This is a genomic window from Bradyrhizobium sp. BR 10289, assembly GCF_019455385.1.
Lineage (GTDB): Bacteria > Pseudomonadota > Alphaproteobacteria > Rhizobiales > Xanthobacteraceae > Bradyrhizobium.
Genome location: NZ_JACOFR010000006.1, coordinates 205,383 through 231,383, shown reverse-complemented (window position 1 = coordinate 231,383; position 26,001 = coordinate 205,383). Strand labels below are relative to the sequence as shown.

Below are 26,001 nucleotides of genomic sequence, written 5' to 3'. Positions count from 1 at the left end.
ATGTGGTGATTGGTCATAGGCCGAGCGCTGCGCGCCCGGCGGTGATCTTGGTGGTGTCGTCCTGGGGGGTGTGGACGCGGCCGCAGAGCACGTCGCGGTAATGCCGCTCCAGCGGATTTCTGCGCGACAGACCGTGATTGCTGGTCAGCGACAAGGCGTCCTCCACGGCGGCCACGGCGTTATTGGTCACCGTCAGCTTGACGATGTTGGACTCGGATGCATCGAGCTGCAAGCCGTCGTCGAAATCGGAGGCGAAACTGTCGATCAAACGTGCGTTGACCGCGAGCCGCGCCTCGATGCCGCCGAGGATCTCCTGGGCACGCGGCAGGGTCGCCAGCGGAGCGCCGAGACTGCCCGGCACCCGTGTCTTCAGGAAGCCGACCAGCCAGTCGCGTGCCGCCCGGGCCACACCGTCATAGATCGCGGCGACGAAGATGGTGTGGACGGTCGCCTGCACCGGATCGGGGGCACGCCAGGCGGCGGGCTTGCGGACGTCGATTTCGGCATCGAGCGGGATCACGACATCGTCGAAGATGACATCGTGGCTGCCGCTCGCGCGCAGACCGTGATGATCCCAGGTCTCGACGATACGCGTGCCCGGCAGGCCCGCCGGCACCAAGAACTGGCCGACACGCGGCTCGGCTTCATCGGTGCGCGCCCAGACCAGATACCATTTCAGGATTGGCGAGCCCGTCGAATAGACCTTGTGGCCAGACAGGCGCCAGCCGGTCTCAGTGCGCCGCGCGATCGTCGCGGGCAAGCCGCCACGGGCGGGCGAGCCGAGTTCGGGCTCGACTCGCAGGGCGTTGATGAGCGCGAGGCCCTCGACGGTTTCCTGCGCGAGCTTGCGCGACAGCCGGACCGGCCAGGTCGGGCTGCGCGCCATCACGAAATGATTGATGTAGTGCATCGACAGCACCAGCGCCGTCGACGAGCAGGCCTTGCCGACGATGCCGAGGACCCGTGCAGCATATCGCGCACCGGCGCCGCCGCCGCCGAAGGCCGCGGGGACCGTCAATGACAGGAGGCCGGCCTCTGAAAGCTCGCGAAAATTCTCGAACGGGAAGCTGCCGGCGCGGTCATGATCCGCTGCCCGCGCCGCAAAACCTTCGGCCAGCGCCTCGGCGCGGGCGATGTAGTCGGGCTCGCCATGGGCCGTGCGGCCTTTGGCTACGGAACTCACCATGTTGCATCCAATCCCAACAGGCCAAGAATCTGGCGTCGCAGATCGGCCAGATATGGATCGCCACGATGGCGCGGATAGGGCCGGTCGACACGAATGTCGGCCTTCACCCGCGCCGGACGATCGCTGAACACGATGACGCGGTTCGCAAGCACCAACGCTTCCTCGGCATCATGCGTGACGAGCAGCGTGGTAAAACCCTTGCGCTGCCAGAGCGAGACCAGCTCGGCCTGCATGGTGATGCGGGTCAGCGAGTCGAGCTTTCCCAAGGGCTCGTCGAGGATCAGGATCCTGGGATCGTTGACCAGCGCCCGCGCCAGCGCGACGCGCTGCGCCATGCCGCCGGAGAGCTGGTACGGATAGGCCTTGCGGAACGACGACAGCCCGACCAGATCGAGCGCGTCATCGACGCGCTGCCGCTGGCTCTTCAAAATGCCCTGGGCCTCGAGGCCCAGGGCGACGTTGTCCCAGACCGACCGCCAGGGAAACAGCGTCGGATCCTGGAACACGACCACGCGCGACGGATGCGGCCGGATGATGCGAACTTCATCCTCGCGCAAGCTTCCCGCCCTGGGCTTGTCGAGGCCGGCGACGAGCCGCAGCAAGGTCGACTTGCCGCAGCCGGAGGGGCCGAGCAGCGCGACGAACTCGCCAGGCTCGACCGAGATGCTGACATCGCTGAGAACAGGCAGCTCGGCGCCGTCGATGTCGAAGGCGTGGCTGACCTGCTCGATGTCGAGCGCTGCGCCGGCAGTTGCATGAGTGGGCGCTTCGGCGAGTGCGGCTGCGGCTACCATTTCACGGTCCCCTTCTGCCAGACCAGCAGGCGGTCACGGATCGCGAACAACAGCGTGATCGCGCCGGAGCAGAGCAGCGACATCACGATCAACGCGGCATACATGTTGGCATAGGCGGCCCAGCCCTGCGCCCATTGCAGGTACCAGCCGAGACCTGCCTTGACGCCGATCATCTCGGCGACCACGAGCACGGCAAAGGACGAGCCGAGCCCCATGAACAGGCCGACGAACACATGCGGTAGCGCCGCGGGGATCGCCACCTTCAGCACCAGGAAGGACGGCTTGGCCCCCAGCGTGCGCGCGACGTCATAATAGGCATTGCTGACGCTTGCGACGCCCGACCAGGTCAGCACGGTGACGGGGAAGCCGGTCGCGAGCGCGATCAGGAAGGTCGAGGCGCTCCAGCTCGACGGAAAGGTGAAGAATGCGATCGGCAGCCAGGCGGTCGCCGGCAGCGGGCCGATGAAGCGCAAGACCGGATGCACCCAATAGCCGACCGCGCGCGACCAGCCGATCGAGACCCCGGTGAGAAAGCCAATTGTCGCACCGATCAGATAGCCTCCGAGCTGGAGCTTGACCGAAGCGAATACGCTATCGAGCAGCTTTGGCAGATCGTCGGTATAGACCTCGATGATCGATTGCGGTGGCGGAAAGAACGGCAGCGGCAGCCAGGCGAATTTTGCGGTCGCGACCTCCCACAGCGTCAGGAAGACGCCGAGCGCCACGAGCCAGGGCGCACGCGTGTGCAACGCCCTGCCCGCCGAGCCGAGATAGTCTGAAGCAACCGTTCCGAACAGCGCGACGGCCGCAATGACCAAAGCGGCAATGCCGAGCGAATGCGTGCGCGACCAGTCGCCGACGTCCTCCCACCACAGGCAGGACAGGCCGAACGCGATCCAGGCGACGCTGGCGAGCACGCCGACGCCGGACTCCCGTATCCAGGTCGCAAGCCACGGCGCGCGCGAGGTTCGCGGCGCGCCCGAGGCGAGGCCGTCAGACAGCGAATACGTCGACATAGATGCGCTCCGCGAATTTGGCGGTATCGGTGCTTGGCTTGAAGACCTGCACGCTCTTCAGATCATCCGCATAGCCCTTCAGCTCGCGCTTCAGGACTTCGCCGACGGGATGATGATGGTGGGTATGGTAGCGCACCATGCCCTCGATATCGTCGAGCGACGCCGTCTTCGGCGCGTAGGGCTGGAACGATTTTGCCGTCACGGCCGGGTTCTGCGCGGTGAACATCGCGGCGTCGAGCAGCGCCTGGGTCAGCGCGCGCGCCACCTGCGGCTCCTCGCGCACGAGCGAGCCGCGCAGGCCGAGGATGCAGCAGCTCTTGTCGCGATATTCGCCGTCGAGATTGGACGCGACCTCCTTGTACTGGCTGTCCTTGAGCCAGAGATAGCCGAGCGGATCGGACGACAGGAACGCCTGCACCTCGCCCTTCTCGACCGCGACGTTGAGCAGGTTGCCGGGATAGGCACGCCAGTCGACATCCTTGTTGGGATCGATGCCGAGGTTGGCGAGCTGGATCGAGAAGAAGTTCTTGTCGGGCCCCGCGAGATCGCCGACCGCGACGATCTTGCCCTTGAGATCGGCAAGCTTGTCGACACCGGAGCCCGCCCGGGTCAGAACGCGCATGCAGCCGCCATGGGTGCCGGCGGCGATCTTGACGTCGAAGCCCTGCTCCAACGGCTTCAGCCAGCGCAGCGCCATGCCGAGGCCGGCATCGCTCTTTCCGGTCGCGATCGCCTCGAGCAACTGGTCGGTCGAGCCGGAATAGTTGATGAGCTCGACGTCGAGATTATGCTTCTGAAAGAAGCCGTGCTCGATCGCCACCGGCACCGGCGCAAGGCAGACCGCGCCGGCATTCCACGACAGTTTGAGCTTGCGCGGCGCACCAGTCAGCGCGGGCGCATCGGAGGCCGTCCGGCACAGCGGAAACTCAGAGAGATCGACGCCGGGCGCGATCGCCTTCGGCGCAAAGGCCTGCGCCGCGCCAAACGCGCCAAGCGGCGCGGCGAACGCCGCCGCAAGCCCGGCCTGGAGCAGATGGCGCCGGTCGAGGCCTGATCCACCGCGCTTGTTGTCCTTGTCCATCAGTCCCCGCTCCTGCATTGGCACGGCTCCGCCATTCGCGCAGCGCTTCGCGCCACGCACGTTCCGTATGGAGCCGCGTTGAGAGAATGTTTTTCGCCGACGCGTCACGCGCGGCCTTGATGCGATGCGCAAATCATGCGGCGCGGTCACGGCATCGTCAATGAAATGGAATTTCGAATGTGGCGCGAGGGGAAGTCATTCTCTCCACGATGCACCTGCAATACGAATTGCCATTTCATTGACTGCGTATCGCCCGATCATAGACTTGATCGTCTCGCTGCATCCTCCGCTCGCAATCGTGAGCCAAGCAACAGACAGGCCATGACCATCAACTCCGACGATCACTCCATCACCCGCCGGCTCGCCGCATCGCTGCTTGCCGCCGCCATCACGCTGTCGACGGCCGCGGCCTCGTTCGCAGCCGACACCGTCGTGCTTCGCGTCGGCGACCAGAAGGGCGGCAACCGCTCGCTGCTCGAGATCTCGGGCTATGCCAAGGACCTGCCCTATAAGATCGAATGGTCGGAATTCCCGGCGGCGGCGCCAATCCTCGAAGCGCTCAACGCCGGCGCGCTCGACGTCGGTTACACTGGCGATCTCTCCTTTCTCTCGGTCTATGCAGCCGGCGCGCCGATCAAGGCGATCGGCGGCACGCGCTCGGATGCAAAGACGCAGGCGATCCTGGTGCGGCAGGATTCGCCGATCAAGTCGGCCGCCGACCTCAAGGGCAAGCGTCTCGCCGGCACGCGCGGCGGCTGGGGCCAGTTCCTGATCGACGCGACGCTGGAGAAGGCGCAGATCAAGCTGGACGACGCGACCTTCGCGCCGCTCGGCCCGGTCGACGCCAAGATCGCGCTGGTCGCCGGCTCGATCGACGCCTGGGCGGTGTGGGAGCCCTACGTCTCGTTCGCGACGCTGAAGGACAAGGCCCGCGTGATCGCCGACGGCCAAGGCCTGACGCCGACCATCACCTTCATCGTCGCCTCCGACAACGCCATCGCCACCAAGCGCGCCGCGGTGCAGGACCTCGTGCAGCGGCTGAACAAGGCGCGGCTGTGGTCGCTCGATCATCTTGGTGAATATGCCAAGAGCACGGCCGAACTCACAAAGCTGCCGGAGGACGTGCTGCTGTCGGCCTACACCGCGCAGCGCACCAGCCCGATCGTGATCGACGAGAATGTGGTGAAGGAGATCCAGGCAGCGTCAGACCGCTCGACGCGCTACGGCATCCTGCCGAAGGCGCTCGACGTCAGCAAAGCCGTCGACCGCAGCTTCACCGCTGCGGCCGCGGGATCGAACTAGCGCGGGGGCGGCGGGATGCACAGGCCTCGGCTCAAGGCCGGCCCGCTGCATCTCGCCGCGATCGTGCTCGCGCATTTCGCCTGCATGAGCCTGATCGTGTGGCTCTCGCTTTAGTCGCGCTCACCAGTAGCGGCGGTAGTAGTGACGGTAGTACGGCCGGTAGTAGCCGTAGCGATAGCCGTAATACGGACGATAGGGCCGGTAATAGCGAGGGTAGACCGGCCCGTAGCCGTAACCGTAATAGGCCGGCGCATAGCCATAGCCGTAACCCGGATAGCCGTAGCCGTAATACGGTCCGCCGCCGTAATAGCCGTAAGGCGCGCCGGCGATAGCGCTGCCGATGATGGCGCCGGCCGCGAAGCCACCGAGGCCCCACCCCCAGCCGCCGCCACGCCAATGCACCTGCGTGACGTCGTCGCCGGCCGCGGCCTTCATGGTCGCGACATTGGTCGGCAGCGGCGCCGCTGATGCCTGGCCGATCTGGCCGGTCATGACGCCGACCGTCACAGAGCAGGCAATTGCCGTTTTCCAGATGTTCATCGTCTTACTCCCTGTCGGACGTTTCGTTCGAAAGAGCATCGCATGCCATGATCTTGCAGGTTTGCGCGAAGTCAAAGCTCCGAATTTTGCGTGCAGCGCACAAGACGGCGGCGCGTGCCCGATCTATGACCGCCGCGCGACGGCGCCGGAGCGCCTCCCGCCGCGGCCAAAGCATTAAGCTTTCCGCGCGTTCGCAACCAACAACCTTCTTCCCGATTTACTATTCGTATCGTTACTATCGGTTCCATTGTGCGCGGCGGGGAGGCTTCTCGCGAAGCGCCAGAGTTTGGGAGGATGACATGAGTGCCGCGAGACCCGAGCCGCTTGCCCGTCAGGCGCTGGCCTTCGTCCTGGCCGGCGGACGCGGCAGCCGGCTCCTGGAGCTGACCGACCGACGCGCCAAGCCCGCAGTCTATTTCGGCGGCAAGTCCCGCATCATCGATTTCGCGCTGTCGAACGCGGTGAACTCGGGCATCCGCCGCATCGCGGTCGCAACCCAGTACAAGGCGCACAGCCTGATCCGGCATCTCCAGATGGGTTGGAACTTCTTCCGCCCCGAGCGCAACGAGAGTTTCGACATCCTCCCTGCCAGCCAGCGCGTGTCGGAGAACATGTGGTATGTCGGCACGGCGGACGCGGTCTACCAGAACATCGACATCATCGAGTCCCACGCCTGCCGCTTCATCGTCGTGCTGGCCGGCGACCACGTCTACAAGATGGACTACGAGGTGATGCTGCGCCAGCATGTCGACAGCGGCGCCGACGTCACCGTCGGCTGCCTCGAAATGCCGCGTGCGGAATCCTCGGCCTTCGGCATCATGCATATCGACGAGAACGGCTGGATCCAGGAGTTCCTGGAGAAGCCCAAGGATCCGCCGCCGATGCCGGGCAAGCCCGACGTCTCGCTCGCCAGCATGGGCATCTACGTGTTCAACGCCAAATTCCTGTTCGACGAGCTCAAACGCGATGCCGAGGACCCGAACTCGAACCACGATTTCGGCAAGGACATCATTCCCTATATCGTCAAGAACGGCCGTGCCATCGCGCATCAGTTCTCGACCTCCTGCGTACGCTCGGGCAGCGACCCACGCGCCTACTGGCGCGACGCCGGCACGGTGGATGCCTATTGGGCCGCCAATATCGACCTCACCGACGTGGTGCCCGAGCTCGACCTGTTCGACCGCGCCTGGCCGATCTGGTCCTATGCCGAGATCACGCCGCCGGCAAAGTTCGTCCACGACGAGGAGAGCCGCCGCGGCCAGGCGGTGAGCTCGCTGGTCTCGGGCGGCTGCATCATCTCCGGCGCCTCGCTGCGCCGCTCGCTGCTGTTCACCGGCGTGCGCGTCAACTCCTATGCCAATGTCGAGAACGCCGTGATCATGCCCTATGTCAATATCGGGCGCGGTGCGCGGCTGAAGAACGTCGTGATCGACCGCGGCGTGGAGATTCCGGAGGGCCTCGTCATCGGCGAAGATCCGGAATTCGACGCAAAGCGCTTCCGCACCACCGAACAGGGGATCACGCTCGTCACCCAGCCGATGATCGACAGGCTCAATACATGACGCCTGTTCGCGTCCTCGCGGTCGCCTCTGAAGTCTATCCCATCGTCAAGACCGGCGGCCTCGCCGATGTCGCAGGCGCCTTGCCGATCGCGCTGAAAGCGCACGGCGTCGAGATGCGCACCTTGATGCCGGGCTATCCCGACGTGATGCGGTGGTTTTCCGGCGCGGAGGAAATCCGGCGCTGGCCGGATTATTTCGGCGGCCCCGGGCGCCTGCTCGCGGGCTCGCATGACGGCCTCGATCTGTTCGTGCTCGACGTGCCGCATCTCTACGCGCGGCCGGGAAACCCCTATGTCACGCGCGAGGGCACCGACTGGCCCGACAACGGCGTGCGCTTCGCCGCGCTGTCGCGTGTCGCCGCCGACATCGGCCACGGCCTCGTTCCGGCTTTCGTGCCTGATGTCGTGCACGCCCATGACTGGCAGGCCGGACTCGCGCCGGCCTATCTGCACTATGACGGCGGGGCGCGGCCCGGCACGGTGATGACCATTCACAACATGGCCTATCAGGGAAAATTCGCTCCCGAGCTGATCGGGTCGATCGGCCTGCCCTGGCACTCGTTCAACACCAGCGAACTTGAATATTTTGGCGGGATCAGTTTCCTGAAGGCAGGCCTGCAATTCGCCGATCGCATCACGACGGTATCGCCGACCTATGCGCAGGAGATCCAGAGCGATGAAGGCGGCATGGGGCTCGGCGGCCTGCTGCGCGCGCGCGCCGACGCATTGAGCGGCATTCTCAACGGCATCGACACCGCAGTCTGGAATCCTCAGACCGATCCGCACATCGCGTATCGCTTCGGCGCGGACGATCTCACCTTCCGGGCCGCGAACAAGGCGGTGCTTCAGCAGCAATTCAATCTCGATTCATCGGACGAGGCACCGCTGCTCGGCGTCATCAGCCGGCTGTCCTGGCAGAAGGGCCTCGATCTCCTGCTGGAGGTGATCCCCACCATCCTGCGCGAAGGCATGCAGCTGGCGCTGCTCGGCAGCGGCGACCGCGATTTGCAGGAGGGCTACCAGGCCGCCGCGCGCGCGAACCCCGGCCGGATCGGCGTCGTAATCGGCTATGACGAGATTTTGGCACATCTGATTCAGGCCGGCTCGGACGCGCTGCTCGTGCCCTCCCGGTTCGAGCCCTGCGGCCTGACCCAACTCTGCGCGCTGCGCTATGGCGCCGTCCCGATCGTCTCGCGCGTCGGCGGCCTCGAGGACACCATCGTCGATATCGGCGAGGCCGGCCGCGAGGCCACCGGATTCAAGTTCGGCCCGGTAACGGCGGATGCACTCGGCTGGGCACTGCACAAGGCTAGCACCACATTCCGTAACAAGGCGGCCTGTCGCCGCCTGCAATTGAGCGGCCTTGCCACCGACGTATCCTGGCGCAACCGCGCCGGCGAATACGCCGCGCTCTATCGTGATCTCATGGCATCCCGCCGCCGCTGAGGCATGATCGTCGTCGAATCCATGCTATAGAGCCGGCATGGACCCGCTCGTCATCAAGCTGATCGGCTTTGCCGCCGCCACCTGCACCACCGTCGCCTACGCGCCGCAAGTTGTCAAAGTCTGGAAGACCCGCTCGGCGCGCGACATCTCGCTCGGCATGTTCCTCATCATGGTGCTCGGCCTCGCGCTCTGGCTGGTCTACGGCCTGCTCTCAGGCGACGGCCCGCTGATCGCCTCGAACGCCGTCACCATGCTGCTCGCCGGCGGCATTCTGGTGATGAAGCTGAGATACGGGTGAGGCGTGGTAACCCTCTCCCCTTGCGGGAGATGGGTGAGGGGTATCTTCCCGCGAGTCTGGAATCGTAGGGTGGGCAAAGGCGCACTTGCGCCGTGCCCACCATCTTTCTCGATCGCAGAAAGTACGTGGGCACGCTCCGCTTTGCCCACCCTACGACACCGAGTCACCCAAACACGTACGACGCCATCGCAACATTCGCGACCTCGTCGACGAAGACGCGCTTGCCGACGTCGCCGCCGGCAGCACCGGCCGCGACCATCAGCGGCAGCAGATGGTCCTCGCGCGGATGTGCCAGCCGCGCGCTCGGCGCGCTCTCCCAGTCGACCAGCATCGCGTTGCGGCGCGCCGCGTCCTTATTGCTGATGGCTTCGTTGAGATAGGCTTCGAAATCGTACGAGACCGGCCTGGACTCCGGCCGGTTGAAGCCGCGCATGTTGTGATAGGTCAACCCGCTGCCGACGATCAGAATGCCCTCGTCGCGCAGCGAGGCGATCGCCTGCCCGACCTTGATGTGCTCGGCCGCATCGTAACTCGACTTCAGCGACAGCAGCACGATCGGCATGTCGGCATCCGGATACATCAGGCCGAGCGGCACGAAGGTGCCGTGGTCAAAACCCTGATTGGCGTCTTCGCGGCAATCGAACCCGGCGCGCGTCAGCAGCGCCTTCACATCCATCGCGAGCTCGGGCTTGCCCGGCGCAGGATATTTGAGGTGGTAGGTATGCTCGGGGAAACCGTAATAGTCGTACACCATCGGCGGATGCGCCGAGGTCGAGACGGTGAAGGCGTCGGCCTCCCAATGCCCGGTGATGACGAGCACGGCCTTCGGCGTCTCGGGGAAAAGCTGCGGCAACCGGCCGAACTCCGCGGCGGTCTTGGCATATTGCACCCGCCGGTCCTCCATGAAGGGCCAGGGGCCGCCGCCATGGGACAGGAACAGGGTCGGTAATCGCGTCATGGGCAAGGGCTCGGCTAAAAGACAACATATGCGCGCAGCTGGCCGCGCGAACCGGCCGCGAGCATAGGCAAAGCCGTATGGTTAGCAAGCCGTTAACGATTTGCCGCCCACAATCGCCCCACGGCCGAAGGAGTCGGCCTGAAGACAAGCGAGACGTGAGATGAAGAAGTTTGCGCTGGGGGACGTCGTCAACAGTGACAAGGGCCGCCGCGGCGTCGTGCGCGCCGCCTACCGCTCGAAGGAAGGCCAGCAGTTCTACGCCGTCGAGAAGGACGGCGCGATCGACCATCTGGAGGAAGACCGGTTGACGCCGGCCCCGCGCGTCGAGCTCGCGGCCTAACTCCACTCTCTCATTGTCGCGTTAGCGCGCAAGCCGGTCGAGACGCTCCGCAAGGGGATCGTCCCCGCTCGCGATGCGCTCGTTCGTGATCAGCAGCAGACGATCGCGGCCTGCCGCCGCATCCCAGCGCGGCAGGTCTGGCCCGTTGGGATCGCCGTTCCGGGCAAAATTGATCCAGTAGGCGCGCATGCTGTTCGCGACCTCGCGGTCGCGCCTTGAGAAGATGCCGGCGCCGGGCACGCCTTCCGCGCCGAAGATGAACTGCAACTCCCGCCCGTGGCCGCCTTCGGCATTGGCACGCGGCGCCTCGGGCATATAAGCGAAGCGATAGCGGAAGGTCGGCGCGCCGCGTGCCGCATGCAGCCGCGCGAGCAGCCGTGCCGGTTCAGTGAAGACTTTGTCGGTATAAAACCTTGCCGCGAGGTCCGATGACGTGGCGACTTCAGGATAGAGCTTGCGCAGCTCATTGATGGTCGTGCCTGAGGATGCAAGCGCCCTCACAATGTCGGGCTCGCTGTCGAAATCCGTCTCGTCATCGTTGCAGCCGATGATCAGCGCAATCCGGCTTTCATGTCCGGCCGCAAAGCCTGTTGCGATATCTTCCGTCACGAGACTTCCGTCGATTGCCGGCGCAAAGCCGTGCGGTGATGTCGCGAGCAGCTTCTGCTCGGCGGCCAGCACATGTCGCGGCTCGGCGGCGCGCAAATCTGCCTGGCCTCCGAGTTCGGCCGCAAATTGCAGGCCCGCGGCCTCCGCCTCTTGCGCCGGGCGCAAGCGCGCGCGGCCAGGCACCGATTGCAGGATGGCTTTCTGGAACAGGCCCCGCGCCTCCTCGCACAGCATCAGCAGCGCAATCGACGTCGCCCCCGCGCCGCTGCCGAACAGGGTGACGTTGTTCGGATCGCCGCCGAACGCCGCGATATTGTCGTGAACCCAGCGCAGCGCCGCGATCTGGTCCATCAGTCCAAAATTTCCGGAGCCGCCTTCCGACAGCGCGGGATGGCTGAGCCAGCCGAGTGCGCCGAGGCGATAGTTCACCGTGACCACGATGAGGCCGGCCTGCGCCAGCCTGGCGCCGTCGAACAGCGGATCGTTCACGGTGCCGCCGACGAAGCCGCCGCCATGGATGAACACCATCACCGGCAGTGGGCCGTCGACGCCGAAGGGCCGGAAGACGTTGAGCGTGAGGCAATCCTCGCTGGCATCCGCCAGCGATGGCTGGAGACAGGGCGCGCCGTACTCATAGGCGGTGCGCATCTCCGAACTCTCGGCCGTTGCCTGCGGCGGCCGCCAGCGCAGCGCGCCGACCGGCGGAGCCGCATAAGCAAGCCCCTTGAAGAACGCCACCTCGCCTTCGACCGCACCAAGCAGCTGACCTTCACGCGTCAGCGCAAACGGGAACTGTCCGACCGGCTGGGCGACGGCCGGCCCGGCAAGGCAGAGGAATGCGGAAGCGGCAACAAGCGCAAGCACGGATCGCATCTTGGGGGATCTCGATGCGCGACAGAGTTCTAACGAAGTTACGTCTGCCGTACGCGCGGAGGCAAGCTCTGTGGGCGTCTTGCTACCCTACTTGCGACAGCCGTCATGCCCGGGCTCGTCCCGGGCATCCACGTTCTTCGTGCCACCGGAAAGGCGTGGATGGCCGGGACAAGCCCGGCCATGACGATGTGGAGGGCGCAACGCACATCAAAAGCAGCTGATTTGGCTCCGCGACGGCAGGCCTACCCGCCCTTCGCCAGGATCTCCGCCAGCGCCCGCCTTGCGATGATGCCGAGCTCACCGAGTGTGGAGTGGCCCGCCTGCGCCGCTTCGATCAGGCGCTCGGCGATGAACCTGCGGCTGTCGTGATCGCCGCCATGTGGCAACTGGCGGCACGTCTCCTCCAGGACGACGTCCATGTTGGCTTTGGTTCGCTCACTTAACTCGGTCATAACGCCCGGCAGGTCACGCGTGGCTTGTAACCGCAAGCATACACGGACGGATCGTCCATGATTAGTCCGGGCAATCACGGCCATTGTGCATCGCGACGCGTGCAATGGAGCAACGTTCGCGCCGCCATGACGCCGCAAACCAACTATCGAAGATTGCACTTGTTCTGATGACAATCCGGACCTGCAGGGCTAGCCTGCCGGCAAAACAAGATACACGGGAGGAATGCCATGCCTGACGCAGTGGTCGCTGCACGTGACTCCAACGCCGCTGATGGAACCGCCCAGCAGGTCGACGTCGCCGTGGTCGGCGCCGGATTTGCCGGCCTGTATCTCCTGCATCGCCTGCGCAAGGCTGGCTTCAGCGCCATCGGCCTCGACGAGGCCGGCGATGTCGGCGGCACCTGGTACTGGAACCGCTATCCCGGAGCGCGCTGCGATATCCAGACCATCGACTACAGCTACACGTTCGATCCGGAACTCGACACGGCCTGGACCTGGTCGGAGAAATACGCGACCCAGCCCGAAATCCTGCGCTATCTCGGCTTCGTCGCCGACCGTTACGATCTCAGGCGCGACATCCGCTTCAAGACCAGGGTCACCGGAGCCAGATGGGACGAGACCGCCGAGCGCTGGCAGCTCACCACCAGCAATGGGGCGCCGGTGTCCGCGCGCCATTACATCATGGCCACCGGCTGCCTCTCGACACCGAAGCCGCCGGAGATCGACGGCGTCAGGGAATTCGAGGGCAAGGTCTATTTCACCGGGCGCTGGCCGCATGACGGCGTCAACCTCGCTGGCAAACGCGTCGCAGTGATCGGCACGGGCTCGTCGGCGATCCAGTCGATCCCGCTGATTGCCGAGCAGGCCGCGCATCTGACCGTGTTCCAGCGTACGCCGAATTTCGCGCTGCCGGCGGGTAACGGTCCGGCGCCGGAGGATCGCAGAACCTTCTTTGAGAGTGACCGCGCCGCCTATCGCGAGCAGGCGCGCCAGTCGATGGCCGGCGTGCCCTATCCGCAGCAGACCGTAGTGAGCTGGCAATTGAGCGATGCCGAGCGCCGCGAGCGGTTCGAACGCGCCTGGGCCGCCGGCGACCTCGTCCACATCCTGACCCAGCTCTGGGCCGACCAGGCCGTCGACGTCGACGGCAACAAGATCGTCCAGGACCTGATCCGCGAGAAGATCCGCGCCGCCGTCAACGACCCCGAGACCGCGGCGGCGCTGATGCCGGACGATCATCCGTTCGGCGCCAAGCGTCCCTGCCTCGAGACCAATTACTACGCCACGTACAACCGGCCGAACGTCACGCTGGTCAATCTGCGCCAGGAGCCGATCAAGGCGATCACGGCGAGCGGCATCACCACCGGCAAGCGCAACTTCGATGTCGATGTCATCGTGTTCGCGACCGGCTTCGACGCCATGACCGGCGCGATCCGCGCCGTGCATCCGATCACCGGACGCGGCGGCAAGTCGCTCAACGATGTCTGGGCGCAGGGGCCGCAGAGCTATCTCGGGCTCACGGTCGCGGGCTTTCCGAACTTCTTCATGATCACCGGGCCCGGCAGCCCGTCGGTGCTGTCGAACATGGCGGTGTCAATCGAGCAGCATGTCGACTGGGTCGTCGATCGCCTCGCCGCGCTGCGCGACGCCGGCTTCTCAACGATGGAGCCGACCGAGACCGCGCAGGCCGGCTGGAACAGGCACATGGCCGACTGCTCGATGGTGACGCTGCACCGGCTCGCCAACACCTGGTACACGGGCGCCAACGTACCCGGCAAGGTGCAGGGCCTGATGCCCTATACCGGCGGCGTCGGCCCCTATCGCAGCATCTGCGATGAGGTGGTCAGCCGCGGCATGCTCGGCTTCAGGCTGACCGGCCCGAATGGCGGCGCGCAGTGCAATGACGGCGAGGTGGTGCGCCTGCAGCCCGACGTGCGGCTGGTGCTGAACCTGCTGGCGACGCTCAATTTGCCGGCGATCGAGTCGATGGGCGCAGAGGGCGCCTGTGCCTTCGTGAGGGAGTTCAACAAGGGCCGGCCCGCCGGCCGGCCGATCGGCGAGATCGTCGACGGCACCCTGCCTGGCCCCGACGGTCCGCTGCCCTATCGGGTCTACAAGCCGGCCTCGCCGGGGCCGCATCCCGTCGTGGTCTATTTCCATGGCGGCGGCTGGGTGCTCGGCGACGAGCAGTCGGATGAGCCGTTCTGCCGCGACATGGTGCGGCGGACGGGCATGATGTTCGTCAGCGTCGGCTATCGCCACGCGCCGGCGCATCGCTTCCCGACCGCGGCGGAAGACGGCTATGCGGCGACGCGCTGGATCGCCGAGCATGCCACTGAGCTCGGCGGCAGAGCGGGCCCGGTGCTGGTCGCGGGCTGGAGCGCCGGTGGCAACATCGCCGCCGTCACTTGCCAGCTCGCGCGCGATCGCGGCGGGCCTGAAATCGCCGGCCAGCTGCTGGTGTGCCCGGTCACCGACTGCAGCTTCGATCGTCCCTCCTACAACGACAATGCGACGGGTTATTTCCTGACGCGCTCGCTGATGTACTGGTTCTGGGATCTCTACTGCTCGCCGGCCGACCGCACTGATCCGCGGGTGTCGCCGCTGCGCGGCAAGGTCGCCGGCCTGCCGCCGGCCTTCGTCGTCACTTGCGAGTTCGATCCGCTGCGCGACGAAGGCATCGCCTATGCGGAAGCGATGGCCGCCGAAGGCGTCCCGGTCGAGCAGCTGAAGGCGCGCGGCCATTTCCACTCGTCCTTCACGATGGTGGACGTGATCATCACGGGCGTGCCGGGCCGGGTGCAGATGGCGCAAGCCCTGCGGCGCTTCGCCGGACTTCCGCCGGAGGTCAGCCGCGACGACGAGCACAGCCACGGTCACGTCAGCCCGGGGCACAGGATCGCGGCGGCTGCGAGCTGATCACGACGCGGCGGCCGGGACCTGCGGCTAGGGCTGGTGGTGCGGCAACAACATCGCGGCCGCAATCAGCCCGCCTGCGGACGCGAGAGCCGCAAGAAGCCACGGCCATGCGTAGCCGGCAGCCGTGGCATCATACGGTAGCGTTGCACCGAGCGCTGCGATGCCGAGTGCAAAGCCGCCCTGGCGCATGACCACGGTCACGGCCGAGGCCATGCCGGCCTGGTCCGGAGGCACCAACGCGACGACAGCACCCGACAGTTGCGGGTGCGCAAGCACAGCGCCAAGCCCGATCAACAGCATCCCTGTTGCTGCCGCGGCGCGAACGGCTCCAATGTTCGGGAGCCAACCGCTTGCCGCCAGCACCAGAACGAGATTGCCCGCCGCCAGCACCAGCATCGCAGTCGCGAACAGCCGACGCCAGCCCCAGCGTTTCGCCAAACGGGCACCATAGGGCGGCAGCAGGAGCATCGGCAGCGTCGCAACGAGCAATACGAAGCCGACCGATGAGCCTGTCCAGCCGAACGCCGCACCCAGGAACGGCGGCAGGTAAACGAGGACGGCCCAGTATCCGATCGAGACGGCAATCAGCAACGACGAAATTCCGATCATGACCGGCCGACCGAATACGGCCGGGTCGAACATCGGCGCAGGCCGGCGCCGCTGCTGCATCGTGAAGATGGCGAGCAGGCCCACACTGGCCGCGAGACCGACCGCAAGGCGGACCGGTGCCGCACGCCCCATCAGCAGGCTCTCGATCGCAAGACCAAGAGCAAGCGTGAGAAGAACGACGCCGCTCCAATCCAGCGGACGATCGGCAGGACCGCGCGATTCCGCGACCAGCCGCGGGACGGCCAGAAGGGCGAGCAGGCAAAGCGGGATATTGCCGAGGAAAATCCAGCGCCAGCCGATCCAGGTCGAGACCAACCCTCCAAGCGTCGGCCCGAGAGCCATGGCTGTACCCGACAGCACACCCATCAGCGCGAATGCGCGGGCGCGCGCGTCAGGCCCGGTATAGGTGTTCGCGATCAGCGCGATACCTCCGGTGATGACGAACGCCGCACCAAGGCCTTGAACGGCACGAGCCGCCCACAGCTCCGGGCCTCCCGTCGCAAAGCCGCAAGCGACCGAGCCCACCAGGAACACGATGTTGCCGCCGAGCAGGGCACGTCGGCGGCCATACCTGTCGGCCAGCGCACCGGCGGCCAGCAATCCCCCGGTAAAGGCCAGACTGTAGGCGTCCATGACCCAGGCATAGGCGGCGGTGCCGAAACCGAGCTCGGCCGCCATGGCCGGCATGGCGACGACGACCGCCGTCACGTCAAACTGCGTCAGGAAGGCCGATAGGCCGAGCACCGCCGCCGGCAGCAGCAGGTCGCGCCGACAGTTCCGCGGCTGCGTAGGGAGTTCGGTCCTGACCATCGTTTTCCAACCGTGAAGGGGTCTCTCCCCGATATGCCCGCCCGCGCGGGCCACGCGCCAATGCGAGCTGTTCACATCGCCATGAAATTCATTCATGATGATGCGATGCGCTCATTTCCTCCCTTCGATGGCCTGATTGCGTTCGAGGCCAGCCTGCGCCATGCGAGCGTCACGCGCGCCTCGGCAGAACTCGGGCTGACACAGAGCGCGGTCAGTCATCGCCTTCGCAAGCTCGAAGACTTCGTCGGCATGCCTCTGCTCATTCGGCAACCGACCGGGGTGAGCGCCACCCCCGCCGGCATTGCGCTCTCGAACGAGTTGGCCGGCCTGCTCGCGAGGATGGCCGACTTTCGCGCGCTGTGCCGCGCGGCCGCGCCGCCTCCCGCCTTGAAGGTCGGCGTCAGCGCAGCGCTTGCCGACTACTGGCTCGTGCGCCGCTTGCCGGATTTCGCGCAAACACATCCCGGCATACCGGTTGAACTGGCGGTACGTGACGCCGACGCACAAGCGAGGTCGGCCGATCTTGACGTCGCGGTGGTGTGGCAACCAGCAGCCGGCTTCAGGCCGACGTCCACACAGCGATTGCTGTTTCGTGAGCATGTGTACCCGGTCTGCCACCCCCGCCTGCTGCCAGGCCGGCGTCCCCTGACCGACCCGACGCGCCTCAAATCATTGCCGCTCCTGCACAAGGGCCGGGCCGGCGAAGACAATGGGACCGAGTGGTCCTGGACGACCTGGTTCGAGCGATTGGGCCTGGGCCGCCCTCCGCCTGCGGAGATCCGTTTTGCGACCATCGCGACCGCCATCGCCGCCGCCCTCGCAGGCAATGGAATCGTGCTCGCACGCTCGCTGCTGGTTCAGGACGCCCTCAAGGACGGCAGGCTGGTGCGCGTGCTCCCGCAATCGTGGGATTTGCCATCGAGCAAGACCCAGATCGTGCGCTGGCCAGCGGCAATGGCAGAAGATCGCCGGGTGAAGGCGTTTGCCCGCTGGATCCTGCAAATTCCCAAGATTTAGCATCGAGCTGGCGCCGCGCGGATTAGCCAGGAACTATTTCCCGGCTGCCGCGTTGAGGGGGGCCAGTGGCATTGAGATGCAGCGATAGGTGTGGGCCCCGGCACGCAAATCCGCGTGCTGGGGCGTTTTTTGCGTGAGTGAGACGGGGGCGATGGGGGACGTAGTCGGAGAGTCAAAAGTCGATTTCGGCGCGCGTGCAACGCTGCACAAATGGCCCTCGCTGGCCAACCAGCGCCAGCCGGATCGCGAGAGCTACCAAGTCAGCGAAGGCACGCTCGACGAATGCATCTCGGCTTTCATGCAGAAGCCGGCGAAGACCCGGCATCTCTATGAGATCCACACCATGGCGCAACCGCCGCTGGTGACGGATGTGCTCTCGCCAGAACACGTCATCGAGCTTTCGCGGCTTCGCGAATTTCTCTGATTGCGTGCAGACGCCGCTTTCTGCAAAGGCACGACGAGCTTCTCCGGGGCAGGAACCTTCGTCCGGTTTTTCCCGTTAACGGAGATCGGAAGCCAAGGCGTGGGTATCTAACATGCTTGAAGCTGGCGTGCCTTCCCCGGTCGTGCCTTATGGCGCGGACCAGACCCTGTTCGTGGTGATCGACCGCCGCGACAAGGCGACGGAAATCCGGATCGAGCGGAGCGATCTCGAAACCACCATCGGCGAACTCGTCGCCGGCTGCTTCAACGATCCCATCAAGGTGATCTCGTTCAACACGCTCGAGCACTGGGCCAAGGACATCTCGACCGATGTTGCCGATGAAATCAGGGCGCGCTGCGACATCGATGGCGTGACATTGCCGGACTATCTCAGCGACTTCGTGGAGAACCACAGCTGACGACGCGTCTTCGCCTCTCGGCTTCTCTAAGCTCTACATCGCAGGCAACAAAAAAGCGCCGCTTCCGCGGCGCTTTTCGTGTAACAATCTCAGTGGTGCCAGAACAATGCCAGCAGCAGAACGATCGGCAGCGGCACGCCAAGCAACCAAAGCAAAGCACCTCGTCCAAAACCCATGACTTCCTCCTCCTCAATGTACTGCCCAGATGACGCAGGACACGAGAAGAAGTTCCGCGCTTTGCAGCGTGTGCGGATGCGTTCAATGCATGGTCTGAAGGAGTTATGCGGGTCGCCGCCTGGCGGCGATGACCTCGATCTCGCGGCGGCGTTCGCCGGCGAAGGTCAGGAGCTTTTCGATCGTCAGCGTATCCGTGATCCGTTTGGCGAGCCGCTCGGCACGCGCGGCCTGATCTTCGAGATACTGGATCGTGTTCAAGCGCCCGCCTCCCCAAAAGCCCGGATTTGTTTGGGCAGCCATGGTGCGCCAGATGCGGCTAACAGCCGGTTAAGGCAGCAGCGTCTGAGCTCGATGAATTCCAGCTATCGCACCACGTCGAGCCTGACATTGGCCACACCCTTGTCGACCATGCCGAGCGCCTCGGCCGCGGACGGCGAGATGTCGACGACACGGCCGCGAACATAGGGGCCGCGATCGTTGACCCGGACGGTGACGAAGCGCCCGGAAGAGACGTCGGTGACCCGCAGCTTGGTGCCGAACGGCAGGCTCGGATGCGCCGCGGTCAATTCGTTCTTGTCGAACTTCTCGCCGCTCGCGGTTTCCGTATCCGAGTAGAAGCTGGCAACGCCATGCGAGGCGGTTTGCTTTGCATCGCTGTCCGGGACGCGCACCCGGCTGATCGGCCGCGGATGCAGCGCTGCCACGCGATGCGGTCGTTCGACCACGGCCTGCCTTGTGGTGGTGCCGAGATCGGCCTTTTGCCGGCCGACCGGCGATTGCGCGCAGGCGGCGAGCGAGGCGGCAGCGATGACAGCGAGCAGCGACCGGCTCGAGCTTGCCAGCGAGATCCCGGCGGTTTCGGCACTTGCAAAGCGAGACATGATGCGCCCTCCGAACACGTTTAAGTTTCGGTGGGCAATCGGGGCAGAACCTTGTCGGAAGAAAAGCGGGCCTGAGGCCGCGGCCGTTTCGACGCCGGCTGTGGCGATTCCACCACAGTCGATGTCCTGAATCGGGACAGGCGGGCAAGAAAATCAGCCCGATACGATGCGCCAGAGGATCGGGCGCGCGCCCGGCTGATCCTCGCCAGGCTCGGCATCACCCCGCAGAAGCCGCATCAGCTCGCGCCGATAGAGCCGTCGCCAGCCGGTTTTCAGGCCGGCCAGAAAGTCGAGCTCTCGTTGTGTCAGTGTGCACATCACGAACCCGATCCTGTCGCGAGAGACCGCGTCGTCAGCCGACGAGGCCTCCCATCGGTTTGACGTCGGCGCTGCCGGGGAAGACTGCTTCGGCGAGCACCTTCTCGTCGACACGCAAATGATCTCTCAGCAGCCCCTTCAGCACGGCGCGCAGATCGGTGGTCGGCTTGAGGTCGCGATCCTCGAACAGCTGCGCCGGCTTCAGGCCCGGCCAGTCCGCGATCACGCAGCCGCCGGTGAGCCCGCCGCCGATCAGGAAGGCGACCGTGCCGGTGCCGTGATCGGTGCCTTCCGTGCCGTTGATGCGCGCAGTGCGGCCGAACTCGGTAACGACCGCGACCACCGTCTCGTGCCACACCTCGCTCATGTTGGTTTCGATCGCGGCAAACGCACCGTCGAGCGCGCCGAGCAGATTGTAGAGCTGGCCGGAGGCCGCGCCTTCGGCGATGTGCGTATCCCAGCCGACAAAGCCCATCGCACCGACGCGCGGCCCGTCGGGTTTCGCCAGATAGCGCGCGGCCGTGCCGGCGGCTTCGGCAAAAAACGCGCGCACGCGGGCCGCGCCCGGCGGCATCAGCGTCGGATCGTCCGGCATGGGATCGCCGCTGCCGCGCGCGCCGCCAAGCGAAGCCAGTTTCATGCGCGCCTGAAGCACGGTCGCAAGCTTCGGGTCGGTGTGCTGGTAGAGATCGAGCAGGCGGTTCTGCGTGTCCTCGCTCGCGGGGAGCAGCTTTTGCGGTACCCATGTCATGACCGGCGCCGCGCCGCGCACCACCAGCGGCGTCACCGAGCCGATGCCGAGCGCGCGGCTGCCGTGGGGATCGACACGTCCGCCGGATTCCATCGCGAGCAGCGCGCGGTTGAGCCATCCGGATGCCGTGGCACCCGGCTTGGTGAAGCCGCTCTCCAGCACGTCCTGGCCATCGAAATGCGAGCGCTCGCGATAGGGCGTCGCCGTGGCGTGGACGATCGCGGCTTTCCCGATCTTGTAGAGACGATGCAGGTTCGGCATCGCCGGATTGAGGGCAAAGAAGGAATCGAGCGGCAGCGCCTGTGGCTTGCCGTCGAGCAGCAGCGCGCGATCGCCGCGCAGCGAGATCCAGTCGGGATCGCCGACCGGCGCAACGGCACCGAGGCCGTCGAGCGCGCCGCGCAGGATGACGACGAGCAGGCGCGGATCGCGCCCTTCCGCGCGCGCAATCCGCGGCATCTGGCTCCAAGCGAACAGCGCGCCGGAGCCGACGAGGAGCTCCCGCCGCGTCGGCAGATGATTGGCGATGCCCATGCTCACCTCCTCTGAAAATCGGCCGACATGAACAGCAGCGCGAGCGCCTGCTGCCGGCTCTCGGCGCGGCCGACCGCCTGCTTCACCTCGGGCGCGATCTCGGACGCGAAGACGTCCGCGATGATCGCTTGCGGATCGGCCATGCCGGCGATGCGCTCGGCAAAATTGTTGGCGATGTCGAGCCGGCGGCCGACGCCGTCGATCCAGCTGGCCTCGTCGTCGGGATAGCCTTTGGGCGCGGACGGACGCCACAGCGCCTCGCCGAGCAGCGCCTGGCCGCCGGTGAATCGTTCAGGGTCGACGGTGGTGATGCCCGTCGCGCGCACCATGCCGACGCCCCATTCGCTGGGACGTTTGAGCTTCGACGGCGGCCCGCGCCAGGCCTCGTCCGACGACACCATCGCGATCGCGACCTGCTTGAGATCGCCCTCGGTGTCGCGAAATGTCTTCGCCATCTGCTCGACCAGCACCGGCGGCGGCTCGTCGGCGACGAAGTGCCGCGCGAGCTTGGTCGCGACATGGGTTGCGGTCGCAGGATTGGCGGCGAGATCGCGCAGCACTGCGCGGCCCTGCTCGACATCCTCCTGCTCGTAGAGCTTGCCGAGCACGGTCTGCCCGCCGGGCTCGTGCAGCCGCGGATTGAAGATGAACTCGCCGCCGTGCTCGGGATTGTCGCCGGGCGGCACCAGCGTCCATCCGGTCATGACATTGGCGAAGCTGATGACGTCGTCCTGGGTGTAGCCGGTGCGCACGCCGAGCGTATGCAGCTCCATGATCTCGCGCGCGATGTTCTCGTTGAGGCCGCGACTGCGGTTGATGCCCGCGATCGAGTTCGCGCCCATCGAGCCCAGATTGTCGAGATAGAACAGCATCGCCGGATGGCCCTCGACAGCCAAGAGGAGATCGACGAAACGGCCAAGCACGTTGGGGCGCACCGCTTCGCGCTCATAGGCGCCGGACATGCTCTGGATCTTGTTGGCCGAGATGCAGAAATGGTTGGACCAGAACCACACCAGCCGCTCGGCGAAGCCGATCTCGGCGACGAGCGCGGCTTCGGTGCGCAGCTTGGCTTCCTGCAGATAGATCGGACGGCCGGGATCGGGCACGGCTTCGGCCGCCTGCTTGGCCGCCATTTCGGCAACGTCTTTATCCTTGTCCTGCGCCTGACCTTGCGTCTGGTCTTCGGACATCGCGGTCGCGGCCGCCATCTGCTGCTTCTTGGCCTGCTGCTGCGCCTGCTTGGCGCGCGCCGCCCGCCGCGCATTGGCATCGGCCACGATGCGATAGGCTTTCGCGCTGGGAGGAAGGCTCGCGGCTGCGGTCAGCGCGAGCGGCCGGTCGAGTTCGGCGATCAGCGCACCGCGCGGGTCGCTGCCGAGTGCAGCCACCGATCCCGGCCGCGGCCCCATGCCGAAGCGATGAAGCGCCAGCACGGCGGCGGCCTTTGCAGAATTGCTCATGGCGAACGCCCAATTCTCTCGAAGCTGCCGGCGGCTCGCCGGACGAGGCTACGATCCGTAATGCTACGCATCGTAACACTCGGGACAAGGCGCCGCAAGCGGAGATTGAACCATCCCCGCCCCTGTCGGGCCGCGCTTTAGTTGCGACGGACGGCGGTCGCGACGATCCTAGAAATTGGGCCCGAGCGCGATCTTGGTGATGGTGCCGTTCCGGACGCCGATCCGCCATTCCGCCGAACCGTTGGCGAACTGGGCGATGTAGATGTCGCTGTCGAGCGCGGTGACGCCGCGGAACGACACCGCACGCAGCGCGCCAAGCTTCGCCAGGATCGCTTGGTCGAACGGAAGCTGCTGGCGCGTGATGTCGGCGACCTCGGGCGTCATGTGCTCGTAGTCGGGCTGGCCCTTGCCGACGGCCTCGATATAGCGGCGCAGCATGTCCTCGCCATTGGCGATCGGAACAGCGCGGCGCGCCGCGCGTCCGGGCTTGGCGCCGATGCTGGAGGCTTCGACATTGTGGAAGCGCGTCTGCCGGCCCGGCACCAGCACCTCGAGGCACCGCCCCGATCTGTCGGCAATCACCCAGGGATTGTTCACGGTGGTCGTCGCGGCCCAGCTCATGTTGGGCCTGACGACGCTCTCGGCCTTGCGATTGCCGTCGGCATCGAGATTGAAGACGCGGATGTCCTCGCCCATCTCATTGTAGATCATGATCCGGATCGGCGAGGTGCCGGCGCGGCCGCGCACCTTCGCCTCGTCGGCGCAAGGCAGGATGCCGCCGAGCTCGTCATTGCCGTCGGCCCGGAAGATCACGTCGCCGGCCTTGCCGTCGGGCTCGAGCAGCAGACGGAATTCCGCCGTGCCATTCTCGAACTTGGCGCCATAGATGTCGTAGCCGCCGGGGCCGACGCCGCGGAAGAAGATCGACTCGAGGGCACCGAGCGCCACGAATGTCGCCTGCGTTTCCTCGAGGTAGCGATGGATCTTGGCCGCGAGCGGCGCGCTCATGCGGTCGTAGTTCGGCGTACCGCGGCGCAGATCCTCGATTCCGCGCAGGATGACCTCCTTGCTGCCGTCAGCCGGGACCTGCTGCCTGAACCGGTCAGGCGCCTCGGCAAGGCGGCGCGCGAAATCCGCCTCGATCGCCTGCGCCACCGCCGCATCGATCCGCGGCGCAAGCCGTGCGCCGAACACCGAATTCTGCACCAGGACGCGCGCGACCTTCGACTGCCCGTCACGCAGGAAGATCAGGAGATTCTCGCCGTGGATCGAGAAGACGTCGGCCCCCTCGGCCAAAAGCGTCGCCGGTCCCTGCACGGTTTCCTGCACCTGGAGCCGGTCGCCGTCACGCCGCACCGTCAGCACGCGGTTCGGCGCAATCCTGTACCAGCCGGCATATTGATCGAGCGCGGCAGGCTCAGTGGCCGAGATCGGCATTTCGGCGACCCGAACCGCACGCACGTCGCGGCCGTTCATGCGCAGCATCAACTCGGACGAGCGACGCTCCGCATCGGCCGAGAACGTGATCTCGCCGGAGGATGCCGGGTAGGTCGCGGTGCCGTCAGCGCTCACCGTCAGGCGCATTTTACGCTGACCGGTGAGCTGGCCGTAGATCTCGTCGCCCTCGCGGAAGACCGCGAACACCGAGGCCGGGCCCATCGCATAGAAATTGACGAAGGGGCGGTAATGTTGCGCCGGCACCTCGCCGGCATCGGCGACACCGGGCGCCGGATCCGGCGTGCGATAGGCGATCATGCCGGCGGAGACGATCACGACCGGAACGATCGCGGCCGCGATCCACAGCCGCTTGCGCCAGCCGACCGCCGCGGGCATCGCGGCCGCCGCGATGATGCGCTCGACGCGGGCGCGCACGGTCGAAGCCCGTGCCATCGCCAGCTCCAGGGGCCGCGGCTTCACGCTGCTGGCAAAATCGAGCAGGATTTCCGCATAGGACAGCCGGTCGTCGATCACCTCGATCGCCTGCGCGTCGCTGATGATCTCGGCGAGCTCGGCAAGGCGCGCGAGTTGCCACCACGAGAACGGGCTGAACCAGAACACCGCGCGGTTCAGCGCCGCGAGCAGCAGGACGTAGAAATCGCGGTTGGCGACATGCGCGCCTTCATGGGCGAGAACCGCGAGGCGCTTCTTGGCGTCCCAGCCGGCAAATTGCGGCGGCACCAGAATGGTCGAGCCGAAGGTGACGGGGCCGCCAACATCGCGGCTGACGCGCACGTCGGCACTGGTCATCTGCGCGCCCTTCACCGGCTTTGCCGCGCGCGCGAGGCGCCAGGTCAGGCCGAGCCCGATCGCAAGCCGCAGCAGCAACAGGCCGGCGACGCCGGCATAGACCAGTGTGGCAAGCAGCCACCAATTGATCGAGACGACGCTTTTCACCGGCGGCGCGACGGCCGGGTGAGGTGCGATCGGCAGCGCGGGTTGCGGCGTCTCCAGCATCGACATGTCGGCCGGCGGAAAATCATCCGGCATCGCAACCGGCAGCGGCAGCCGGGTGATCGTCAACGTCGGCCAGTGCATCACGAAGGGCATCGCCAGCGACGCGATGAGCACGACGACCCACGCCGTCATGTGAACGTGCGGATTGCGCACGCGAAACAGGTTGAGACCGAACCAGACGACGCCTCCCAGCACAAAGGAGCGTAGCGCCGCCTCCGCCAGAGTTGCGATCATTCGTTCTTCACTCCCCTCGCCTTCTTCGCCTTGGCCACCTGGTCGGCCAGCGTGCGCAATTGCTGCTGGTCGAGCATCTTGTTGTCCACCATGCCGACCAGGACCTCCTCGATCGAGCCGTTGCAGAACCAGTCGACGATGCGCTGCACCGCCTTGGCCGCGACCTTCGCGCGCGGTTCGGCAGCCTGGTAGACATAGGTGCGTCCGTCCACCGTATGGTGAGCATAACCCTTTTCCTCGAGCCGGCGCAGCACCGTGCGCACGGTCGATTCCTTCAGCTTTCGCGACAACCGCTCCCGCACCACCTCGGCGGTGACAGGACCATGGGCCCAAACCAATTGCATGACCTCGTGCTCGAGGTCGCCCAGTTCAGGCAAACGATCGTCCATGGCAGCTGACCTTGCGGATTTGAGTTTCTTGTAACGTTACGGATTGTCGCATATGCGGCCGTGCCGGGCAACGGCGATTCCGGCGGGAATGGCGGTGCGGGCGGGCTGGGCTGACGAGGGTTGGCGACTCGGACGGGCCTCCGATCTGGC

The 26,001-nt window shown here is 66.0% G+C and carries 25 protein-coding genes; 9 read left to right on the top strand and 16 right to left on the bottom strand.

Annotation, left to right across the window (positions count from 1 at the left end; all coding sequences use genetic code 11):
* Nucleotides 1-13 precede the first annotated feature (13 nt).
* From HYH08_RS13830 to HYH08_RS13815, 4 genes are read right to left on the bottom strand one after another with little or no spacing between them, the layout of a single operon-like run.
* Complete coding sequence (locus HYH08_RS13830) at nt 14-1,186, bottom strand: acyl-CoA dehydrogenase family protein (protein ID WP_220010354.1); 1,173 nt, start codon at nt 1,184-1,186, stop codon at nt 14-16.
* Nucleotides 1,180-1,980, bottom strand: a complete 801-nt coding sequence (locus HYH08_RS13825) for an ABC transporter ATP-binding protein (protein WP_220010353.1) — start codon at nt 1,978-1,980, stop codon at nt 1,180-1,182. Before HYH08_RS13825 ends, HYH08_RS13830 begins: the two co-directional genes overlap by 7 nt.
* On the bottom strand, nt 1,974-2,996 hold the full coding sequence (locus tag HYH08_RS13820) for an ABC transporter permease (protein ID WP_220010352.1): 1,023 nt from the start codon (nt 2,994-2,996) through the stop codon (nt 1,974-1,976). The genes HYH08_RS13825 and HYH08_RS13820 overlap by 7 nt, the downstream gene beginning before the upstream one ends.
* Nucleotides 2,974-4,077 carry an ABC transporter substrate-binding protein gene (locus HYH08_RS13815; protein WP_220010418.1) on the bottom strand — a complete coding sequence of 368 codons (1,104 nt, stop codon included), beginning with the start codon at nt 4,075-4,077 and terminating at the stop codon, nt 2,974-2,976. Before HYH08_RS13815 ends, HYH08_RS13820 begins: the two co-directional genes overlap by 23 nt.
* A gap of 321 nt (nt 4,078-4,398) precedes the next feature.
* Between HYH08_RS13815 and HYH08_RS13810 the strand changes: the two genes are divergently transcribed.
* On the top strand, nt 4,399-5,379 hold the full coding sequence (locus HYH08_RS13810) for an ABC transporter substrate-binding protein (protein WP_220010351.1): 981 nt from the start codon (nt 4,399-4,401) through the stop codon (nt 5,377-5,379).
* Between the two features lie 120 nt (nt 5,380-5,499).
* Here HYH08_RS13810 and HYH08_RS13805 read toward each other — a convergent pair whose 3' ends face one another.
* Entirely contained in the window at nt 5,500-5,919 is a 420-nt protein-coding gene (locus tag HYH08_RS13805) for a hypothetical protein (RefSeq protein ID WP_220010350.1), read from the bottom strand.
* 299 nt (nt 5,920-6,218) lie between these two features.
* Here HYH08_RS13805 and glgC point away from each other — a divergent pair, with 299 nt between their 5' ends.
* Genes glgC through HYH08_RS13790 form a run of 3 tightly spaced genes read left to right on the top strand, consistent with a single transcriptional unit; the run spans nt 6,219 to nt 9,224 of the window.
* Nucleotides 6,219-7,481, top strand: coding sequence for a glucose-1-phosphate adenylyltransferase (gene glgC, locus HYH08_RS13800; protein ID WP_220010349.1), 1,263 nt, complete (start codon nt 6,219-6,221; stop codon nt 7,479-7,481).
* Nucleotides 7,478-8,926 (top strand): glycogen synthase GlgA, encoded by a 1,449-nt coding sequence (glgA, locus tag HYH08_RS13795; RefSeq protein ID WP_220010348.1) that lies wholly within the window; start codon nt 7,478-7,480, stop codon nt 8,924-8,926. The genes glgC and glgA overlap by 4 nt, the downstream gene beginning before the upstream one ends.
* 37 nt (nt 8,927-8,963) lie before the next feature.
* Nucleotides 8,964-9,224, top strand: coding sequence for a SemiSWEET transporter (locus tag HYH08_RS13790; RefSeq protein WP_220010347.1), 261 nt, complete (start codon nt 8,964-8,966; stop codon nt 9,222-9,224).
* Nucleotides 9,225-9,387: 163 nt separating this feature from the next.
* Here the strand turns inward: HYH08_RS13790 and HYH08_RS13785 are convergent, their stop codons facing one another.
* Nucleotides 9,388-10,182, bottom strand: a complete 795-nt coding sequence (locus HYH08_RS13785) for a DODA-type extradiol aromatic ring-opening family dioxygenase (protein WP_220010346.1) — start codon at nt 10,180-10,182, stop codon at nt 9,388-9,390.
* A gap of 160 nt (nt 10,183-10,342) precedes the next feature.
* Between HYH08_RS13785 and HYH08_RS13780 the strand changes: the two genes are divergently transcribed.
* Nucleotides 10,343-10,522, top strand: a complete 180-nt coding sequence (locus HYH08_RS13780) for a hypothetical protein (RefSeq protein WP_220010345.1) — start codon at nt 10,343-10,345, stop codon at nt 10,520-10,522.
* Nucleotides 10,523-10,543: 21 nt separating this feature from the next.
* Here the strand turns inward: HYH08_RS13780 and HYH08_RS13775 are convergent, their stop codons facing one another.
* Together HYH08_RS13775 and HYH08_RS13770 are read right to left on the bottom strand one after the other, a co-directional pair.
* The gene (locus HYH08_RS13775; RefSeq protein WP_220010344.1) at nt 10,544-12,004 is read right to left on the bottom strand and encodes a carboxylesterase/lipase family protein; all 1,461 of its coding nucleotides are present in this window, start codon (nt 12,002-12,004) and stop codon (nt 10,544-10,546) included.
* 242 nt (nt 12,005-12,246) lie between these two features.
* Nucleotides 12,247-12,423, bottom strand: coding sequence for a hypothetical protein (locus tag HYH08_RS13770; RefSeq protein WP_228747813.1), 177 nt, complete (start codon nt 12,421-12,423; stop codon nt 12,247-12,249).
* Between the two features lie 261 nt (nt 12,424-12,684).
* Between HYH08_RS13770 and HYH08_RS13765 the strand changes: the two genes are divergently transcribed.
* On the top strand, nt 12,685-15,375 hold the full coding sequence (locus HYH08_RS13765; RefSeq protein ID WP_220010342.1) for a flavin-containing monooxygenase: 2,691 nt from the start codon (nt 12,685-12,687) through the stop codon (nt 15,373-15,375).
* A gap of 27 nt (nt 15,376-15,402) precedes the next feature.
* On the opposite strand, the gene HYH08_RS13760 is transcribed toward HYH08_RS13765, so the two are convergent.
* A complete protein-coding gene (locus HYH08_RS13760; RefSeq protein ID WP_220010341.1) occupies nt 15,403-16,794 on the bottom strand; it encodes an MFS transporter in 1,392 nt (463 codons plus the stop codon).
* A gap of 81 nt (nt 16,795-16,875) precedes the next feature.
* On the opposite strand from HYH08_RS13760, the gene HYH08_RS13755 reads away from it, so the two are divergent.
* The 3 genes from HYH08_RS13755 (at nt 16,876) to HYH08_RS13745 (ending at nt 18,653) form a co-directional block, all read left to right on the top strand.
* Complete coding sequence (locus HYH08_RS13755; RefSeq protein ID WP_228747812.1) at nt 16,876-17,811, top strand: LysR substrate-binding domain-containing protein; 936 nt, start codon at nt 16,876-16,878, stop codon at nt 17,809-17,811.
* A 151-nt stretch (nt 17,812-17,962) separates the two neighbouring features.
* The gene (locus tag HYH08_RS13750) at nt 17,963-18,235 is read left to right on the top strand and encodes a hypothetical protein (protein WP_220010340.1); all 273 of its coding nucleotides are present in this window, start codon (nt 17,963-17,965) and stop codon (nt 18,233-18,235) included.
* Nucleotides 18,236-18,347: 112 nt separating this feature from the next.
* Nucleotides 18,348-18,653, top strand: coding sequence for a hypothetical protein (locus HYH08_RS13745; RefSeq protein ID WP_220010339.1), 306 nt, complete (start codon nt 18,348-18,350; stop codon nt 18,651-18,653).
* 279 nt (nt 18,654-18,932) lie between these two features.
* On the opposite strand, the gene HYH08_RS13740 is transcribed toward HYH08_RS13745, so the two are convergent.
* From HYH08_RS13740 to HYH08_RS13710, 7 genes are all read right to left on the bottom strand, one after another.
* Nucleotides 18,933-19,088: a hypothetical protein gene (locus HYH08_RS13740; RefSeq protein WP_220010338.1), complete on the bottom strand. Its 156-nt coding sequence runs from the start codon at nt 19,086-19,088 to the stop codon at nt 18,933-18,935.
* 104 nt (nt 19,089-19,192) lie between these two features.
* Nucleotides 19,193-19,711 carry a septal ring lytic transglycosylase RlpA family protein gene (locus HYH08_RS13735; RefSeq protein ID WP_220010337.1) on the bottom strand — a complete coding sequence of 173 codons (519 nt, stop codon included), beginning with the start codon at nt 19,709-19,711 and terminating at the stop codon, nt 19,193-19,195.
* Nucleotides 19,712-19,864: 153 nt separating this feature from the next.
* Entirely contained in the window at nt 19,865-20,029 is a 165-nt protein-coding gene (locus tag HYH08_RS13730) for a hypothetical protein (RefSeq protein ID WP_220010336.1), read from the bottom strand.
* A 34-nt stretch (nt 20,030-20,063) separates the two neighbouring features.
* Nucleotides 20,064-21,314: a DUF1501 domain-containing protein gene (locus HYH08_RS13725; protein ID WP_220010335.1), complete on the bottom strand. Its 1,251-nt coding sequence runs from the start codon at nt 21,312-21,314 to the stop codon at nt 20,064-20,066.
* Nucleotides 21,315-21,316: 2 nt separating this feature from the next.
* The gene (locus HYH08_RS13720) at nt 21,317-22,774 is read right to left on the bottom strand and encodes a DUF1800 domain-containing protein (protein ID WP_220010334.1); all 1,458 of its coding nucleotides are present in this window, start codon (nt 22,772-22,774) and stop codon (nt 21,317-21,319) included.
* 168 nt (nt 22,775-22,942) lie between these two features.
* On the bottom strand, nt 22,943-25,462 hold the full coding sequence (locus tag HYH08_RS13715) for a M56 family metallopeptidase (RefSeq protein ID WP_220010333.1): 2,520 nt from the start codon (nt 25,460-25,462) through the stop codon (nt 22,943-22,945).
* Entirely contained in the window at nt 25,459-25,851 is a 393-nt protein-coding gene (locus HYH08_RS13710) for a BlaI/MecI/CopY family transcriptional regulator (protein WP_220010332.1), read from the bottom strand. The genes HYH08_RS13715 and HYH08_RS13710 overlap by 4 nt, the downstream gene beginning before the upstream one ends.
* Nucleotides 25,852-26,001: the final 150 nt, after the last annotated feature.